The 18417-nt window shown below is 45.1% G+C and carries 10 protein-coding genes and 6 pseudogenes; 6 read left to right on the top strand and 10 right to left on the bottom strand.

The genetic code is table 11. The features are described from left to right. Positions 1–35 precede the first annotated feature (35 nt). Positions 36–545, top strand: coding sequence for a DUF2062 domain-containing protein (locus AC0L66_RS12350; RefSeq protein WP_428753637.1), 510 nt, complete (start codon positions 36–38; stop codon positions 543–545). A 167-nt stretch (positions 546–712) separates the two neighbouring features. Here the strand turns inward: AC0L66_RS12350 and lolE are convergent, their stop codons facing one another. Genes lolE through lolC form a run of 3 tightly spaced genes read right to left on the bottom strand, consistent with a single transcriptional unit; the run spans position 713 to position 3851 of the window. Further along, positions 713–1957, bottom strand: coding sequence for a lipoprotein-releasing ABC transporter permease subunit LolE (gene lolE, locus AC0L66_RS12355; RefSeq protein WP_265675110.1), 1245 nt, complete (start codon positions 1955–1957; stop codon positions 713–715). A gap of 3 nt (positions 1958–1960) precedes the next feature. Beyond that, complete coding sequence (lolD, locus tag AC0L66_RS12360; protein ID WP_265675034.1) at positions 1961–2650, bottom strand: lipoprotein-releasing ABC transporter ATP-binding protein LolD; 690 nt, start codon at positions 2648–2650, stop codon at positions 1961–1963. Then, positions 2643–3851, bottom strand: coding sequence for a lipoprotein-releasing ABC transporter permease subunit LolC (lolC, locus tag AC0L66_RS12365; protein ID WP_473567518.1), 1209 nt, complete (start codon positions 3849–3851; stop codon positions 2643–2645). Before lolC ends, lolD begins: the two co-directional genes overlap by 8 nt. Positions 3852–4024: 173 nt before the next feature. Here lolC and AC0L66_RS12370 point away from each other — a divergent pair, with 173 nt between their 5' ends. From AC0L66_RS12370 to AC0L66_RS12385, 4 genes and pseudogenes are all read left to right on the top strand, one after another. Continuing rightward, on the top strand, positions 4025–4609 hold the full coding sequence (locus AC0L66_RS12370) for a PilZ domain-containing protein (RefSeq protein WP_265675032.1): 585 nt from the start codon (positions 4025–4027) through the stop codon (positions 4607–4609). Between the two features lie 5 nt (positions 4610–4614). Then, positions 4615–8123 (top strand): annotated as a pseudogene (gene mfd, locus AC0L66_RS12375) (transcription-repair coupling factor). Between the two features lie 100 nt (positions 8124–8223). Then, positions 8224–9066, top strand: a complete 843-nt coding sequence (locus AC0L66_RS12380; protein WP_265675030.1) for a peptidoglycan binding protein CsiV — start codon at positions 8224–8226, stop codon at positions 9064–9066. A gap of 53 nt (positions 9067–9119) precedes the next feature. Further along, positions 9120–9689, top strand: coding sequence for a GNAT family N-acetyltransferase (locus tag AC0L66_RS12385; protein WP_473567520.1), 570 nt, complete (start codon positions 9120–9122; stop codon positions 9687–9689). 78 nt (positions 9690–9767) lie between these two features. On the opposite strand, the pseudogene AC0L66_RS12390 reads toward AC0L66_RS12385, so the two are convergent. From AC0L66_RS12390 to hinT, 7 genes and pseudogenes are all read right to left on the bottom strand, one after another. Further along, positions 9768–11059 (bottom strand): annotated as a pseudogene (locus AC0L66_RS12390) (NAD(P)/FAD-dependent oxidoreductase). 456 nt (positions 11060–11515) lie between these two features. Then, positions 11516–12055, bottom strand: a complete 540-nt coding sequence (ycfP, locus tag AC0L66_RS12395) for an alpha/beta hydrolase YcfP (RefSeq protein ID WP_265675027.1) — start codon at positions 12053–12055, stop codon at positions 11516–11518. A 97-nt stretch (positions 12056–12152) separates the two neighbouring features. Next, a pseudogene (locus tag AC0L66_RS12400) lies at positions 12153–12953 on the bottom strand (phosphotransferase); the annotation flags it as partial. A 113-nt stretch (positions 12954–13066) separates the two neighbouring features. Beyond that, positions 13067–13658, bottom strand: a pseudogene (gene lpoB / locus AC0L66_RS12405) (penicillin-binding protein activator LpoB). Positions 13659–13781: 123 nt separating this feature from the next. Beyond that, positions 13782–14174, bottom strand: coding sequence for a YcfL family putative periplasmic lipoprotein (locus AC0L66_RS12410; RefSeq protein WP_265675026.1), 393 nt, complete (start codon positions 14172–14174; stop codon positions 13782–13784). Beyond that, positions 14174–15571, bottom strand: coding sequence for a COG3014 family protein (locus AC0L66_RS12415; RefSeq protein ID WP_473569251.1), 1398 nt, complete (start codon positions 15569–15571; stop codon positions 14174–14176). Before AC0L66_RS12415 ends, AC0L66_RS12410 begins: the two co-directional genes overlap by 1 nt. Before the next feature lie 91 nt (positions 15572–15662). Further along, positions 15663–16012, bottom strand: a pseudogene (gene hinT, locus AC0L66_RS12420) (purine nucleoside phosphoramidase). 389 nt (positions 16013–16401) lie between these two features. Between hinT and AC0L66_RS12425 the strand changes: the two are divergent. After that, positions 16402–18392, top strand: a pseudogene (locus AC0L66_RS12425) (methyl-accepting chemotaxis protein). Positions 18393–18417: the final 25 nt, after the last annotated feature.

Below are 18417 nucleotides of genomic sequence, written 5' to 3' on the forward strand. Positions count from 1 at the left end.
TACAGTGATGCTTGTAAAGAGAGTCATGTTTCCCTATGCCAAGAAAGTTCATCAAACGTTTCATGCCAAATCACGAAGTGATCAAGCGACAAAAGGCTTTGAAAATATTCGGCAATGTCCTCTATAACCCCAACCTGTGGTGTTTAAACCGCCGCTCTGCAGCGGGTGCTTTTGCCGTTGGTTTGTTTATGGCTTTCGTTCCATTGCCGAGCCAAATGATTATGGCTGCAGGCCTTGCAATTCTATTCGGTGTAAACCTACCGTTATCCGTCGCGCTGGTTTGGATTAGTAACCCAGTCACTATGCCTGTGCTATTTTATTTCGCGTATAAAGTCGGTGCATTTTGCTTAAGCACACCCACGCAGCCGTTTCATTTTGAATTGTCATGGCAGTACCTTTCTGAGCAAATGTCGACCATTGGACCTCCATTCCTTTTAGGGTGCCTACTTTGCGCAGCGCTCGCGTCAATTGCAGGGTATTTTGGTATCCGCGGTTTATGGCGTTATTCTGTCGTGAGAAGTTGGCAACAACGCTCATTACGCTAGTCTCTAAAGCGTGTTTATTTGGGCTAAATTAATGCGTTGCTCTCTAGGATGCAAAATCGTGGCGACAACCTATGAGCCAAATAGCAAAAACATGAAACTGTGAAGTACATCAGTTAGCAAAAAAGGACCCTTAGGTCCTTTTTTATTCGCTACTCTATTCGCTGTTATTACTTGGCACTTAACACCGTCGCTGGATTTAGCTGGCTGGCTTTCGATGCTGGGTACCAGGTTGCCACAAGGCTCAACGCAATCGCGGTTCCTGATACTAATGCCACATCACTCCAAACTAACTGCGATGGTAAGAAATCAACAAAGTAGATATCACCAGACAAGAATTGATGGCCAACGAGCGTCTCGAGAGCAGATACGATTGGCGTTAGATTTACCGCGAGTAAGGCGCCCGCCATTCCCCCGACAATGCTCCCCACCACACCTGAAAACACGCCCTGCCAAATAAAAATTCGTCTTATCAAACTGTCGCTTGCGCCCATAGTTCGTAAAATCGCGATTTCTCCAGAGCGATCTTTTACTGCCATCATCAGCGTTGAAACAATATTAAAACAAGCCACGCCAATCACTAATACCATGACTAAATACATGATGGTTCGCACCAACTCGATATCACGATAAAGAAAGCCATATTTTTGCTTCCAACTTCGTAAATACACATATTCAGACAAAGAGTTTCCGACTTGTCTAACAATCAATGGCGCATCAAAAACATCATCGACTTTTATCGATACCCCAGTGACTTTATCCCCCATTCGGACGTACTTTTGGGCATCTTGCAACGGTACTATCACCAAGCTGTGATCAATTTGACCGTTAAGCTCCAGTAAGCCTGTCACTTTTACCCGCACGCGCCTTGGTGACTGCACTTTGGTTGCATCACTCGTCGACGGGATCATTAACGTCACAAAGTCCCCCACCTTAGCGTTGACTTGCTCTGCTACCCCTTTACCTAAAATAGCTTGCTGCTCTCCGGCACGAAACGCTTGCCAGCTTTCCTGGTTCACAAAGCTCGGTAATGAAGACACGGTTTGCTCTAATTTAGGATCGACCCCACGTACCTCAACGGCTTTTAGTTGACTGCCTTTTTCAACGAGAGCCGTAACACGAATATACGGGGCTGCGGCTTCAACACGCTCATGCTTACTTGAAGCGGCGACCATCTTTTGCCAATCTTCAATCGGTTGGTTGACGCCTTCAAACTCACCATGAGAGATGACTGACAGTACTCGGTTTTTTAATTCTCGTTCAAAGCCGTTCATCGCTGATAAACCAACAATAATCACCGCGACACCCACAGCAATACCCACAATTGACGATATCGAAATAAAAGACACCATTCTATTGCGCTGCTTGGCTTGGCTAAAACGTTTACCAATAAAAAAGGATAATGACACGTCTATTCCTTACTTCTGCGCGATATCAATTAATAAACCATCTTGCATGTGAAGCTGTTTATCCATTTTTTCCGCTAATTCGTTATCATGGGTGACCACTAAGAAGGCCGTGCCGTATTCCTTATTTAAAGTACGCATCAAATCATAAATAGCGAGCGCTGTTTTATGATCTAAGTTACCCGTAGGTTCATCAGCTAGCACCAGCGAAGGTTTGTTGACCAATGCTCGTGCAATCGCCACACGTTGTCGCTCACCACCAGACAGTTCCGAAGGGCGGTGCGTCACACGATGACCTAAACCAACACGCTCCAATAAGTCATGAGCTTCTGCTTTTGCATGTTTCACATTCATGCCACCAATTAACAATGGCATCGCCACATTCTCTAGGGCAGTAAAGTCACTCAATAGATGATGAAACTGGTAAACGAAACCCAAATGCTGATTGCGGATCTTCGCTTGTTGATTACTACTAAGCGTCAACAAGGATTGACCTAAGAATTCAACCTCACCCTGCGAAGCATCATCCAGCGCCCCTAGCACATGAAGCAAGGTTGACTTACCCGATCCCGATGAACCGATAATGGATACCAGCTCCCCTTTAGCAATCTCAAAACTGACCCCTTTCAAGACTTCGGTATCCACCGCTCCATCGTGATAAGTTTTGCGAATATTCTGGCAAGCGATTAAAGGACTACTCATATCTTAAAGCCTCAGCTGGTTTTACGGATGACGCACGGTAAGAAGGAAATAAAGTGGCAGCCAAGCTTAATAGCACGGCGCCAACAACAACGATAATAATTTGGTTCGGGTTAATCATGATGGGTAACTGGCCGCCAAAGCTAAACAGAGCAACGCCCATCGCATCTAATAACGCGTTTAGATTCTGAGCCATCAATACGCCTAAAACCCCTCCCACGACCGCACCAATGGCGCCACTACTTGCACCCTGCACCATAAAAATCGCCAGCACTTGTCTATCTGACATGCCTTGGGTTTTAAGTATCGCTACCTCAGCTTGTTTTTCCATGACGACCATGATCAAAGCAGAAATAATATTGAAAGCAGCCACACCGATAATCAGCCCTAGCATCAATCCCATCATATTTTTTTCCATTTTTACCGCTTGGAATAACTCTCCGCGCTGCTCACGCCAATCGCTCCAATGCCATGATTCCGGAAGTTCGTTTTGACTTAAACGTGAAACGACGAATGGGTCTTGGAAAAAGAGTCGCCAGCCACTGGCTTCTCCCGGCTTAAAACGCATAAGTTTCGCCGCGTCCGATATATGAGTGACCACCAATGAACTATCAATGTCTGACCCTGTGCTATACAAGCCCGCGATGGTGAACATTCGCTGACTCGGTATTCGACCTAGTGGCGTATACTGACTGGCACTCGTCACCATCAATCGAATTTTGTCACCAACTTGGACATCAAGCTCTCGTGCCAACGTGTGACCAAGTAACACCCGATAATCTCCGGCCTTAAGTTGATTGACACTGCCACTCACCATTCGGTGCCGAATGGGATCATTACTCTCAGGTTCAATACCCAGCATCATCACCGCCGCCAAACCTTGATGACTTTGAACCACGGCCTCACTTCGTACAATAGGAACGGGAGGCTGGCTCGTTGGGTAGTCACCAAGAAAGGCTGGAGGTGCCTGGTCTGAAGCTATCGTACCACTTGAATGGGTGATAACCGTCTGAGGAAGCACGCCTAAGATACGCCCCTTGAGTTGCGCCTCAAAACCATTCATCACGGATAGCACTGTCACCAAAGACAGCACCCCGATGGTAATTCCGGCGGTTGATATATAAGACACGAAGCGGCTAAAACGGTCACCAGACCGACCTCGTAAGTAGCGTAATCCGATAAAAACGGGTAATGGGTGAAACATAGACACAACCAAAGAATGAAATCTAAGGCTAATGTAACGAGAAACGCGCTGAGGTTGTAGCCCTGAATGTGATTTTCGTTTTAAATGACAGACTTTTAACGATTTGATAGGGCAATTTCTTGATAACTCAGTGATACACAGAGATAATTAAGGCTATTAATCAGGGATTACCTATGTCACAGAATGACTTCTTTACCGTAAACGGCGCAATTCGAGCCAACATCGAACCGATGGAAATCGGCGCAACACTACCTGAGTTAGACAGTTATCTGGCACAGATCCCTGCGCCGTTTGTGGCTTCTTGTGAATTTAGCCAGCTCAATCAGCAACGAGAAGCCGCAAAACATGAGCTGCAGCAGCAAAACCTTAAACACGTTGCAGAGCTCATAGACCAGCAAAATACCAAACTCAATCTGCTGCTTAATTACATGATAGCCCAACAAGATGAGCCTGCTTTCCGTCAAGTCACGACGCGATTTGGCGCCGGAGAAGTCGCCTACTGCAGTCATACGCCCCTCACCATTGGGCAGTTAGCAATAGTAAAACTATTTTTAGACGCACCACCCGCCGGTATTTATTGCTACGGTGAAGTCACTGACGTACAACGCTCAGATTCAGAACGTCCGGAATCAGATTACACTATCACTCTGTCCTTCGTTCGCATTCTTGAAGAGCATCAAGACATGCTCATTAAAGCCGCGTTGTACCATCAACAAAAACTCTTAAGACAGCGCTCGCTTGATCGAGACAAAAGCTAATCACTATGACCAAAACTCCTATACTTCCCCTAAATATGCCGTCAGGTGCTGGCGACAAAAAAATACTCGGTAACCTTCGTGGTGCATCTCTTGCCCTCGCGATCAGCGAACATGCGCAAGCGCATAGCAGCCATACGTTACTGGTGGTTCCCGACCCTCAGCTTGCCATTAAATTGCAAGGCGAAATCGAACAGTTTTACTCGGGAAGTGTGGGGTTATTTCCCGACTGGGAAACCTTGCCTTACGACAACTTTTCTCCGCATCAAGATATTATTTCGGATCGTATTGCCAAGCTTTACACCCTGCCACAACAAAGCGCAAGTATCACTATCGTTCCTGTAAGTACATTACTACAACGACAAACGCCGCGAGACTTTCTACTTCAGTACACACTGATGGTCAAAGTCGGTGACTTGTTCTCTTTACAGAAGCTTCGCCTACAACTTGAAAGCTCAGGCTACCGCCAAGTTGACCAAGTCTTTGGCCCCGGAGAGTACGCCAGCCGAGGATCCATCCTCGACCTCTATCCAATGGGAAGTACTGCCCCATATCGGATAGACTTCTTTGATGATGAGATCGATACGATCCGTACCTTTGATCCAGAAAATCAACGCTCTATCGATGATATCGATGAAATACGCCTGTTGCCTGCTCATGAGTTTCCTACCACAAAAGAGGCAATAGAAGCGTTTAGAGTGAGGTGGCGTCAACAATTTGAAGCACGAAGAGAGCCGGAGTCGGTCTATAGTCAAGTCTCTAAAGGCGTTTGGCCTGCTGGTATCGAGTATTGGCAACCGCTGTTTTTTGATCATACTGAAACCCTATTTGACTACATCAATGAAGACTCCCAACTTATTATGGTTGGTGACATTGACGCCTCCATCGACCATTTCCTTGCAGATGTTGAACAGCGCTATGAGCAGAGAAAAGTCGACCCATTACGCCCTCTATTGCCGCCTGTTGCGCTATGGCAACAAAAGGATGAGTTCTATTCTCACCTCAAGCAGCATCCTCAACTTATTTGTTGTAACGACGCAATCAGTGCCAAAGCGGGACGCCAAAATGCGGACATTACACCACTACCAGACATTAGCGTTCAACACCAACTAAAAGAACCCATGGCGCAAGTGCGTCAATTTACTGAACAATACGCGGGTAAGGTCGTGTTCTCTGTCGAGTCCGAGGGACGCCGAGAAGCGCTTAACGAATTATTGCATCGCATTAAACTGCGCCCTCAAGAGCACGATAGCCTCCAGTCAGCATTGACCAGCAGTGATAAATTCAGCCTAATCATTGGTCATTGTGAATACGGCTTTGTGCAAGGTCAGCGATTCGCTTTCGTTTGCGAAAGCGACATGCTGGGTGACCGTGTAGTACAGCGCCGTAAAAAAGAAAAACGCTCGGTCAACAGCGACACCATCATACGTAATCTTGCCGAACTAAAACCGGGTCAACCTGTCGTGCACGTTGATCATGGCATTGGCCGCTACCTTGGACTGCAAACGCTTGAAGCCGGTGGTATAACAACCGAATACGTGACCTTAGAGTATCAAAATGAAGCAAAACTCTATGTGCCAGTAGCGTCACTAAACCTCATTGGACGCTACTCAGGTGGAGCAGAAGACAGCGCCCCGCTTCACAAGTTGGGTGGCGAAGCTTGGACAAAAGCGCGACGTAAAGCGGCTGAGCGAGTTCGTGACGTCGCCGCCGAGCTGCTTGATGTTTATGCCAAACGCGAACTTAAACCGGGCTATAAATTCCGCCTCGATAGAGGCCAATACGCAACATTCAAAGCAGGCTTCCCATTCGAGGAAACTGAAGACCAGGCGCAGGCGATTAATGCGGTGATGTCTGACATGTGCCAACCTAAAGCAATGGACCGATTAGTATGTGGTGACGTCGGCTTTGGTAAAACGGAAGTTGCGATGCGCGCGGCGTTTGTTTGTACCGACAACAATAAGCAAGTCGCCGTGTTGGTGCCTACTACGTTGCTTGCCCAGCAGCATTTTGAAAACTTCCGTGACCGATTCGCCAACCAACCAATTCGTGTTGAGGTGTTATCTCGATTCAAAACGGCGAAAGAACAAAAAGTGATTCTAGAAGATGTCAAAGAAGGCAAAATTGATATCCTTGTCGGCACTCATAAACTGTTGTCTAATGACATTAAGTTTAATGATCTTGGACTATTAGTCGTCGATGAAGAACACCGCTTTGGGGTACGCCAAAAAGAAAAAGTCAAAGCCATGCGTGCCGATGTCGACATTCTTACTCTAACGGCAACACCGATACCAAGAACCCTCAATATGGCAATGAGTGGCATGCGTGATCTTTCAATTATTGCCACGCCACCAGCACGACGTTTGGCTATCAAAACCTTTGTTCGTGAAAAAGATGACAGTATTGTGCGCGAAGCCGCCTTGCGTGAAATCATGCGTGGTGGGCAAGTCTATTTCCTTCACAACCAAGTCGAAACCATCGATAAAGTCGCTGAAGATTTAGCAAAACTGATCCCAGAGGCGCGCATTACTGTCGCTCACGGTCAGATGCGCGAACGTGAACTTGAGCGCATCATGAACGACTTTTACCACCAACGCTTTAACCTGTTGGTGTGTACGACGATCATTGAAACGGGTATTGATGTTCCAACCGCCAACACCATTATTATGGATAGGGCTGACAACTTAGGGCTCGCTCAATTGCACCAACTGCGTGGCCGTGTTGGGCGCTCTCATCATCAAGCTTACGCATACCTGCTAACCCCGCATCCAAAAGCCGTCACTAAAGACGCGATTAAGCGCTTAGATGCCATTGCATCACTAGAAGATTTGGGGGCTGGCTTTACCCTTGCCACCCACGATTTAGAAATCCGAGGGGCGGGTGAACTACTTGGCGATGAACAAAGTGGGCAGATTCAATCGGTGGGTTTCTCGCTTTATATGGAAATGCTTGAACAAGCCGTAGAAGCGCTGAAAGAAGGTAAAGAGCCTTCACTGGACGATTTACTGCGTGAACAGACAGAGGTCGAAATTCGTATCCCAGCTCTACTACCTGATGACTACATTCCTGATGTCAACATGCGCCTTTCCATGTACAAGCGTATTGCCAGCGTCTCTGATGCTGAAGAGCTAAGTGAACTGAAAGTTGAACTGATTGACCGTTTCGGCTTACTACCAGACGCTGCAAAACATCTTCTGGCTATCTCAGCAATGAAATTACGCGCCGCTTCGGTCTCAAAGTCAGAAAACTGGAAGCGCACGATAAAGGAGGATACATTGAATTTTATCCTGATGCTGACATAGATCCGACCTTCTTAGTTAAACTGCTACAAGCACAGCCTAATAAGTTTGCCATGGAAGGGCCAACCAAGTTCAAGTTCATAGAAAGCTTGACGGATCGTCGTAAGCGACTTAATTTCCTAAATAATATGTTGGAAGAGTTTGAAAAAATCAGGCCCCAAGTCGCTAGTACTAAAGCGCCAACTAGATTGATACGTAAGCCGATCGCTAGAGCCTAATGGGTGTATGCAAACAAGCCATGAATTGTCTCGGCAACACCCGACATTAGTTGATATAATGTGATTAAACGCAATGATAGCGTTAATCAATGGAGAAAGAATGAAAAAGTTGATACCACTGCTGCTCCTATTAGTCTCTATGCCGAGCTTGGCACAGCGACAATTTGATATTGAAGTGATCATTTTCAAGCGCGCCGTGAATCCTGAAAAAGTAAACGAATCTTGGCCTAATGACATTGCCCAAATCGACTTTAAGCGCAGTGGTGCAATTAGTGACGCTAATTATCGTGCATCAAAAGGCGTCAAAATGTTGCCTTATTCGGCTTATGAGCTGACAGGTGAAGTGGAAAAACTTAAAAAGCACGCAGGTTACTCAGTGCTTTTCCATAAAGCATGGCGTCAAGGCGACCAAAGTAAAGCCTATGCCCCCACCTTCCACATTCGTGCTGGTAAAGACTATTCTTCAACCTTTAATGTTGATGGCAGCGAAAAAGGCAGTAACGACAGTTATTCCTCTCCTGTGGACGGTGTAACAGAAGTTGCGATTGATAAACCGCTGTATGAGCTTGATGGTAAGCTACAAGTCTATGTTCAGCATTACTTATACGCTGAAACTCAACTTGACTTAAAAGCGCCTAGCAGCAAAGAAGTTATTATTGCCGCGCCGACACAAATCGCCGAATCTAGCACAGGTAATCGTGACATTGTTGCATCTGAGACAAATGCCGTCGCAGGATCTACTGCTGAAACAAACGACGCGAATGCTGATGAAAGCAATGTCATTGCAGGTAACTTACAAGACGTTGCTGTACAAACAGAAGTGCAAACCTTCTTGAAAGACTACCGCCTTGATCAAAAACGACGCATGCGCAGTAACGAAACTCACTACTTGGATCACCCACTATTGGGCATGATTATCCAAGTAAGAAGAGTCACCAATTAACGAAATAAAAGGCCCAATAACTGGGCCTTTTATTATTTGTGACGTGCCTAATTATGAACACAAACTACGCCATTTATACCCCTCGCCTCGCCTTACGTTTACTCACCCTAAGTGATGCTGCTGAGTTTGCCCACGTCGTTCGCCGCTCCCCTTCTCTACATCAATGGATAGACTGGTGCCACAGTGAGTTTAGTGATATCGACGCTCACGACTTTATTGCCGCGACAAGACTCAACTGGGTAAAAGCCAACGCATTTGGTTTTGCTCTCTTTGAAAGAGAAACGGATACATTTGTGGGGATGGTGGCGCTTAACGAGTTTTACCATACCTTTAATATGGGTAGCTTAGGTTACTGGTTAGCGGATGCAGCGCACTCTAAAGGGTATGCAAAAGAAGGCCTTGAAGCGTTAATTGAATTTAGTTTTGCAACCTTATTACTGACGCGGTTAGAAATTGTCTGCGACCCTTATAATGAACCGAGCCAAGCATTAGCAACAAGAGTCGGCGCAACCTACGAGTGCCTCGCCGACAACCGTTTTATTTTTAATGGTCAACCAAGGCAAGGTAAGGTCTACTCCATTATTCCGCCCAAAAATAAGGCAGCCAATGCATCAGGTGCATGAACTGCCTTATCAAGGTTATCGTATTGCTGCATGTCTAATGTAAATAGACACGCGGTACATTTTTATGCCACGACAACTCTAGTGTAACTTGAGATTAGGTCTAAGCACGCGGTTAATACGACCGACTAGCATCATCAAGCTTGTCTTGATTACACCATGTAGCGCCACCTGATGCATACGATACAATGAAATATAAACCACACGAGCGATACGACCTTCAACCATCATCGAGCCTTTGGTCAGGTTACCCATCAAGCTACCCACGGTAGAGAAACGGCTCAGAGACACTAACGAGCCATGATCGCTATACTGATAAGCTTTTAATTCGCGACTAGAAAGCTTAGCCACAATGTTACCAAACGCTCGACTGGCCATTTGATGTGCCGCTTGTGCACGAGGCGGGACAAACGAACCATCAGCTTGAGTGCACTGCGCCAAATCACCGATCACAAAAATATCATCGTCACGGGTGGTTTGTAATGTATCTTTCACCACTAGCTGGTTAATTCGGTTCGTTTCAAGACCCGCGATATCTTTCATAAAATCTGGTGCTTTAATACCCGCAGCCCAAACCATAATTTGTGCAGGGATATGCTCGCCATCTTTTGTTGTCAGGCCCGTTTCGTCTGCCTGTGTCACCATAGTGGTGGTGCGAACGGTAACACCAAGCTTGGTCAATTCCGAGTGCGCAGCCGATGAAATTCGTGGTGGTAGAGCAGGTAGAATACGTTCACCCGCTTCAATAAGGTTAACATTGAGCTTACTCGAATCTAAATCACCAAAACCGTACGTACGCAGCTCTTTCACCGCATTGTGAAGCTCTGCTGATAGCTCCACGCCTGTTGCACCCGCACCAACAATCGCGATATCCACGGTACCGTGACCATTCTTGGCGTGCAGCTTCAGAAATTCGTTATTCATTTCCGTACGGAAACGATGTGCTTGCTCTGGGCTATCGAGGAAAATACAATTATCACGTACACCTGGCGTGTTGAAATCATTGGATTTAGAACCAATTGCAAGTACTAGAATGTCGTAGTCAATCTCACGAGCTTAGGCATCAATAACGCACCATGTTCGTCTTTTAGCTCATCTAACTCAATACGCTTTTGCTCACGATCGATGGCCTTTAAACTCCCCATTTGAAAGTCAAAGTGGTGGTTTTTGGCATGCGCTCGGTAACTCAACGCATCCACACCTTCATCTAGTGAGCCCGTTGCCACTTCGTGTAAAAGCGGCTTCCACAAGTGGCTCGCTTTGCGATCCACTAACGTGATATTCGCTCGTCGCTTTCTGCCTAGTGTGCGGCCTAATTTAGTCGCAAGCTCTAATCCGCCTGCGCCTCCGCCTACAACAACAATATTTGTCAAAATGGCTATCCTCTAAAAAGTGAAAAATGGGGCGAGTCGCCCGAGTCACTCGAACGACTAAAAATTCTTTCATTATGAGCGAATTGCTCATGGTCTTCAGCGACCCTAATTCGGTACAACAGCCGTTTCACTTCACGTTTTTGGCTAAAATTCCAACAAAACTGGTTTTTACGGGCAAGTTTTCTTCTTGCTCTAAACTTTTTTTGACATTTATCAACAAATGTAGAGTGAATTTATTATATAGAGCAAATTAATGTCCGCAACTATTGAATGGAATTATTTTTCAATTCCACTTCCATTCGCTGAGTTATTAGTCATTTGGGTGTCGCTGTGAACTTTATCAGCGGTTATCGATGCAACGGGCACAAAAAAAGCAGCGAATATCGCTGCTTTTTAATTGTAAACACCAGGTTGTTGTTAAGCTCTAATCTTCTTAAGACACAAGTTTTTGAAGTATTATGCCTCTTTAAATGCCTTCATTGCCTGTAAGTGCTGTGATATTTTCTTAAACTTATGGGGCTCGTTTTCATCCCAAATCACATCGTAGTAACTTTGGAGTTCATCTGCCGACTTTTGATTATCATGAATGTCATCATTTCTAGAAAGAATCACTAAACATTGACCACGGTTTTTAGTGCGGAACTCTTCTACACATTTCGTCGCAATGTCTTCATATTCTTCTGGGCGGTCAATGCGCCCCTGCATGTTAATTTCTGGACGTAAATTGGGATTAAAAATGACTTGCTTAATGCCACATAAAAAACCAATACGCTCAGACCAAAAGCCACCAAGCCCAACACCACAGATCAATGGCGTACTGTCATCAGACTGCTCAACCAATTTATGCACTTCTTTTAGTAAGTGCTGCATATCATGCTTAGGATGCAAAGTACTGTAATTGACGAACCGTACGTCATCATCGATAAATTGCAGTTGCAACACTTTTTCGTGGTTGCCCGGGCTACTTGAATCATAGCCATGAAGATAAATAATCATAGTACCTCTCAATCATTCCTTACTGGTACGCTTTCCTTAAATCTACCACTTCCATCCTAATTTAAAAGTGAATTTCCGTTGTTTAAGAAAAGAGAAATTACAAACAGTGATCACTTCTGCATAATCGTTGATAAATCGACTCGGCATCGATTAGAAAGTCATCATTACCCCAAAGCTGAGCAGCTAATACGTACCAAAGCAATGCCATCATCTGAGCGTGAGCCGACCAGGCCTTCATATCACTTAACCATTGCTCACGGTCGATCACCGCATTTTGGTCACTAAGACCATACGCCTGTAAGTAACAGTTAAGCCCTTGGGGATAATCCATATCCAGCATATCAAGCGTCAATACGAGGTCGAGCCTTGGGTCTGCTATTGCTGAATACTCCCAATCAATCACGCCGATTGATTGATCGGTATGTATGAGATTGTGGTGAGCAAAATCAAAGTGGCATAACGCACTGTAATTGCAATGGAACGTGGGAGGAATTCGTAACTTAACGTATAGCTCTTGATAACGTGACTTATAGATACTTGGATTGAGTTGCTGCCAATAGTGATCAACCTTCTCCGTGTAATCAAATCGCCGGATACCGATGGTGTCACCATCTATGCTATCACCACTAAAAGTGTGAATATGAGCCAATAGCGAGATAACCCTCTCCGCAGACAATTCTGCACAGGAAATCGGCCTCCCCTCTAACCACGACAACAACACTCCGTGCGCATTGTCACCAAGGACTTGGCTAGTGGGTAGCAACGTTTGTACAGCCTGCAGGACGTTTCGCTCATTGACTCGGCAGATATCAAATGCAGCACTTATGCTTGTATGACCACGCCAAACCGTCCAACCATGCGTTTTGGTCGCTATCTTCCATGTCCGGTTGGTTAACCCGCCAGAAAGCTGAAGTGCCCTAAGGGCACTTCATTAAGCACAGTTTGCGCATGGGCAAGTTCTGGCTGTTGTTGTAAAGCCTGCTGCCAATCTAACATCGACAAGAGCGCGACTTAGAAGCCAAGTACAGAGCGGGATTCTTGTTTACGAATCTCTGTTTCATCCGCCCACTCAATAAGACCCGTTTCCAAATCCATTAGACGCATTGTCATCTTGTAGTAAACATCTTTGTCGCTACCCGCTTCTTTTACGATACTGCTTAAATTTCCGTAAAGCATGTATTGCGCGCCGACCATTTTACCAAATTGAATCGCAGTGCTTTGATTCACTAATTCGTCATTATTTTGGAAGTTCAGCTGTTCGCGAACTGATTCTACGCGGTCCATATCCACAAAACGGAACTTACCTGAATTCAACATTTTGGTACTAATGCTATCGGTAATAGATTCTGTATCAATGTGCTCAGTCGTTTTGTTTTTAATTCTTTCTACAAATACAATCGGACGTGAATCTCTTGTGATTGCGGATACAGAGCCGGACATCAACATGCTATCGACCATATCACCTACCAATCTTTTGCAGATCCGTCGAGCCAAAATCAATCGTTGTTGTTTCTGTTGCCTGTGAGTCACCATAGCTTACTTTATTTGAACAACCGCCTAGAATCACGGCTAAACCCAACAAAGCAATAATACTTTTTTTCATGTTTTTTCCTTAGTCTTGCTACTTTTACAACGTTTACCTATTCGTTGCCGAACTCGTCATTCATGAGCTATTCATCAATAACCTATTCACCAATAACCTATTCACCAACAAACTAGAGTGACGTTATTTGTCTGCTCCGCGCAATTGTACGCGGAAATCTTTGCCATTTGGATTAATAGACACCTCAGACAGGGTAATGGTTTCATCACCGCGTAAGATTGCCCGCTTCCAAGGTGCCTGCTTGGTATTCACTTCTAAACCTTGTTCATCGTACCAATAAAAACGATATTGAATGATCTGGTCAGTCGATGTTTTATTGGCAAGCTTAACGATACCGCGAGCATGCCCATTAGTATCGATCGTTGAAATATCATCAATAGAAAACTTGCTACCCATCGCTTCATCACCATAGAGCACAGCTTGAGTCTGTCCTTCGATTTTGATGCCCGCAGTCTTACTTGATGAGCAGCCTACCAATACCAGCAGAATACCCATGCTCAATAGCCATTTTTTCATTACAACCTTCCTAATTGTTTATGCCAAATGGTGGCATTCCCACCTTGGCGCGACACCCAAACAAGTGTGGTTTGTTTATCTCGTACATCAAAAGTATAGTCTTGACCATCGACAACGATGGTATGCGCTCCTGCTTTAACAAAGCGACTATGACTATTCACAGTATTCGGCAACGTTTGCCAACTTCTTGTATCAGGCTGTTCAGTTAGCGTATTCCATACATTAAACAACAAATTACCCACATCGTCATCTTTAGCTGTGTTCTTACGAATCTGGTCTTTGGCATACACACGCAAAGCTTGGCGCAACAAGATACTCGGCATATTTTCTGTCAGCTGCTGCTGAGCCATCAGGTTTACATCAACCAATTGATCACCATTAATCGCTTGACCATCCAGACTCATTGCCGAATATTTAGCCCGCACCGCTGGAACATAATGAGGCAACGCAATACTGTATATTGCTGTGTTACCTTGACTGTCATAAACAGGCAAAGACAAGTTCCAAGCTCGCATTGCTGCCACAACGCCACGCTCTTCAAGTACCACAATTCGGCCCTCTCCATTTTTCATGGTCGCTTGTTTGCCGTACTGTTTTTCCAGTTTTGCTAATGCTTGATTTCTTCCGGCGCGCTTTGCCACACGCATCACGGCGTCAACGACCGCTTGGTTATCCGGTGCAACCGCTAAGGCTCGCGTATAATCTATGTACGCGCCATTTAAGTCATTCGACGCTTCGTATAAAAGGCCAGAGAGAAACAGTAGATATCCATTCTGTACGGCTTGCAGTTTACTGCCCGCATCGGGATAACGAGAAAGCACTGAACCAAGGTTTGGCGATAACCCTTTATTTTTCAGTTCGCTTTCAGCCGATCTCAGATCTTTTTCTCTGGACTGCCTAGCCCGCTCTTGCACCTGATTTGCACGGCGAACTTCAACTAAAGCACCTTCTAAATCATTCTTTTTAATATAGTTTAAACCCAAGTAAAGATGCAAAAAGCCGAGTTCATAGTCTGATGGCACATATTCAGTGATATTGTCATTAACCGCTAACGCCCCAACACTTGTCGCCGCATCAGAAATAGAAATCAATGCCTTGTCTTGCTGTACACGTGCCGCTTTATCACTGAGCTCCAATGCAGACTTACTTTGCGGGTACGCTTCATTTAAAAACTCGACACGGCCTTTTTCAAAATTATCAAGAATATCGCCAGCAACAATATCTTGTGGTAATGCCGCTTGGGCATCTTGATATTGCCCGGCTTTTATCGACTGATACACCACCGAATTTTGCTGGGAGTAGTGGCTAAATAGGTTACCAGCACTAAGGCCAGCACAGGCAGTTAGACTAATAGAGAGGAGAGCAACCAAAGTGTGTTTAACACGACGTTTTAGCATAGACACGTTCAAATGAAGTTTAGATTTCAACAAGTGCTTGCTATCTTGATCATTAAGTTAACAAGCACCACAACCTTTTAGCCTAAAAGAATTAACTCAGTAGCAGCGGGCCTAGCGGGCGGCCACCCACTAAATGCATGTGAATATGGTAAACCTCTTGCCCACCATGAGCATTGCAGTTAACGATAAGACGGTAACCATCTTCCGCAATCCCTTCATCTTGTGCAATTTTTTCGCCACCGTAAACATTCGCCCCATCATCGCTTCATCATCAGCTTCAACGTCATTCACCGTTGGAATAAGCTTATTTGGGATGATCAATACGTGACTTGGAGCACGAGGATTGATGTCTCTGAAGGCGGTAACGAGGTCATCTTGATAAACAACATCTGCCGGAATTTCTTTGCGAATTATTTTACTAAAAATCGTTTCTTCAGCCATGAAGACGCTCCAAATTGATTACTGATTATGCCGCTTCGGCTTATCGTTTTTACCGTTACAACGAAGTATGCACTAAGGGCGGTAGAATCACAATTTTAAGCGAATCGATAGGGAATTGTTTTTACTGTATTTCATTCGCTTCTAAAGCACTTATTTATTGGCTAAATCGCCAAACAAACGTAAACAAAACGGCACTTTGTTATATTTTTGCAATGTGCGTCATAAAACGTAGCACCGCATCTCATTTATATTTCAGTATTTGTTATTTCTAACGATAAAGATATCAGAGACAGAGAGACAAGTACCTTTCTGTTCGGGAATCGAACATCAGGTAACGCGTCCAAGGTTGTTTATTTTAACTTGCTGCAAGACACTAAGAGGGAACAGGTATGCAGGGTTCAGTTGTTAGGCGGATGTACGCTGGGTTTACACTCATCGTCATTCTTTTTGTTATAACTATCGCAATAATGCTCAATGGAATGAGTCAAATACACCAATACTTTGGCACCGTATCCAAAACATCTTTACCTTTGGTATCCCTTTCCAACCAAACCAGCGTTCAGCTGCTTTCTGCCGATAAGTCGTTTAAAGACTTTCTCACCACACAAAATGAAGAGCGCATGGCAATGCGACGTAGCGAGTTTTCTGAATCCATGGAAGTCTTTGGCTCTGTACTAGAGCAACTCGCACAAGCCAGTGCTAACGTGCCCGAGCTAGAAACGCGAATTGATGAATTACGTGATGTACAAACCCGCTATGGACAAGAAGCGCAAGAAGCCATGGATAACTATCAATCCATGTTTATCGCTCAGGAGCAGGTTCAGCAATCAACCCGTCGCTTCCAAAAACTTCATTCTGATTTGTCCGTTGGCATGAAAGAGTACGTAGACGACGTTTCAAGTATCTCAGTCAAAGTCATGGCAAAAAGCTACTTTATTAAATTAAAAGACGCCGAGTTGATTACGTCCGATGCACTAGCAAGCAGTGATACTGAATTTGTTCAGCAAGCCGTTGATAAAAACCGCAAAGCGGTCACGCACCTAAACTACGCTTATCGCGGACTCGTGACGCAAATGCCAGAACTAAAAAAAGTGTTTGATGAATCTGTCGAGCAGTTTAGTAAGGATGTGGGTAAAAAGGGGGCGTACTTGACCAGCATAACAGCTACCTGATTGCGCGCGCCGCTCTATATCAAAATATTGAGAACCTCGCCCTAGAAGTGGACGGCGCTATGGTCACACTCAACGGTTTTAGCGATACCGCCACCGCCAACCTCAACTATTCACTGTCTGAAGCTGGGACGGTATACGACGAAGGCGTTATTAAAGCAATCGGCATTGGCTTGCTGGTATCTCTCATCGCAATTGGCATTGGGTACCATATTGCACAAAGCGTTCGCCAACCGCTCAACAGTACATTGAAAGCACTGGAGAGCCTGACCGAAGGTGACATGACCCAGCGCATAGATGTGAAATATAACAACGAGTTTCGCCGTTTAGGTAACCACATCAATACACTGGCGGATAGCCTACATAATGTGTTGGTTAAACTAAACGACGCCTCAGATAACCTTACCGTGACAGCAAGTGACAATCAAAGCACCTCGAGTAACGCACAAAATAAATTAAGTGCCCAACGGGAACAAACCGCGAATGTCGCGACCGCGATGACTGAAATGTCCCATTCGGTACAAGAGGTCGCAAACAGCGCACAAAGTTCATTAGAAAAAGTACACCAAGTTGAAACAGCATCTGAATCTGGTCGCCAGATTATGAGCACCAACATCAGCACCATTAACCAACTTGAAGTCAGACTGAACGAGTCGGTGGAAGCGGTTGGCGAATTACAAAAAATGAGCAGCCACATTGGCAGCATCTTAGATGTCATTCGTAATATTGCCGAACAGACCAACCTGCTCGCACTTAACGCAGCAATAGAAGCGGCACGAGCAGGAGAGCAAGGTCGTGGCTTTGCCGTTGTCGCAGATGAAGTCCGTGTGCTTGCGCAAAAAACCACCGAATCTACCAGTGAAATCGAAACCATGATTAGCAACTTGCAGAGTAGCTCAAAAAGTGCTGGAAAGGTGATCGAAAGTTGTATGCAAGATATGGAGCTTTCAGTTGAACAAGCTTCTAGCGCCAATGGTGCAATGGAAGAAATTCAGGCGCTGATTATGGAAATTAGCCAAATGAGCACGCACATTTCTCAGGCTGCCGCGGAGCAAAGTGAAACAACAGCAGACATTGCGCAAAACATTGAACAAATCAATCATATCGCCGATGAAAGCTATCAAGCCATGTCGCAAATTGCGTCGACAAGCGAAAGCCTGACAAGCCTTGCAAACCAACAAGGAGAGCTTGTTCATCGCTTTAAGCTTTAAACTTTTAGCTTTAAACGATACGACC

This window comes from Vibrio sp. GJ43-1 (genome assembly GCF_055808835.1).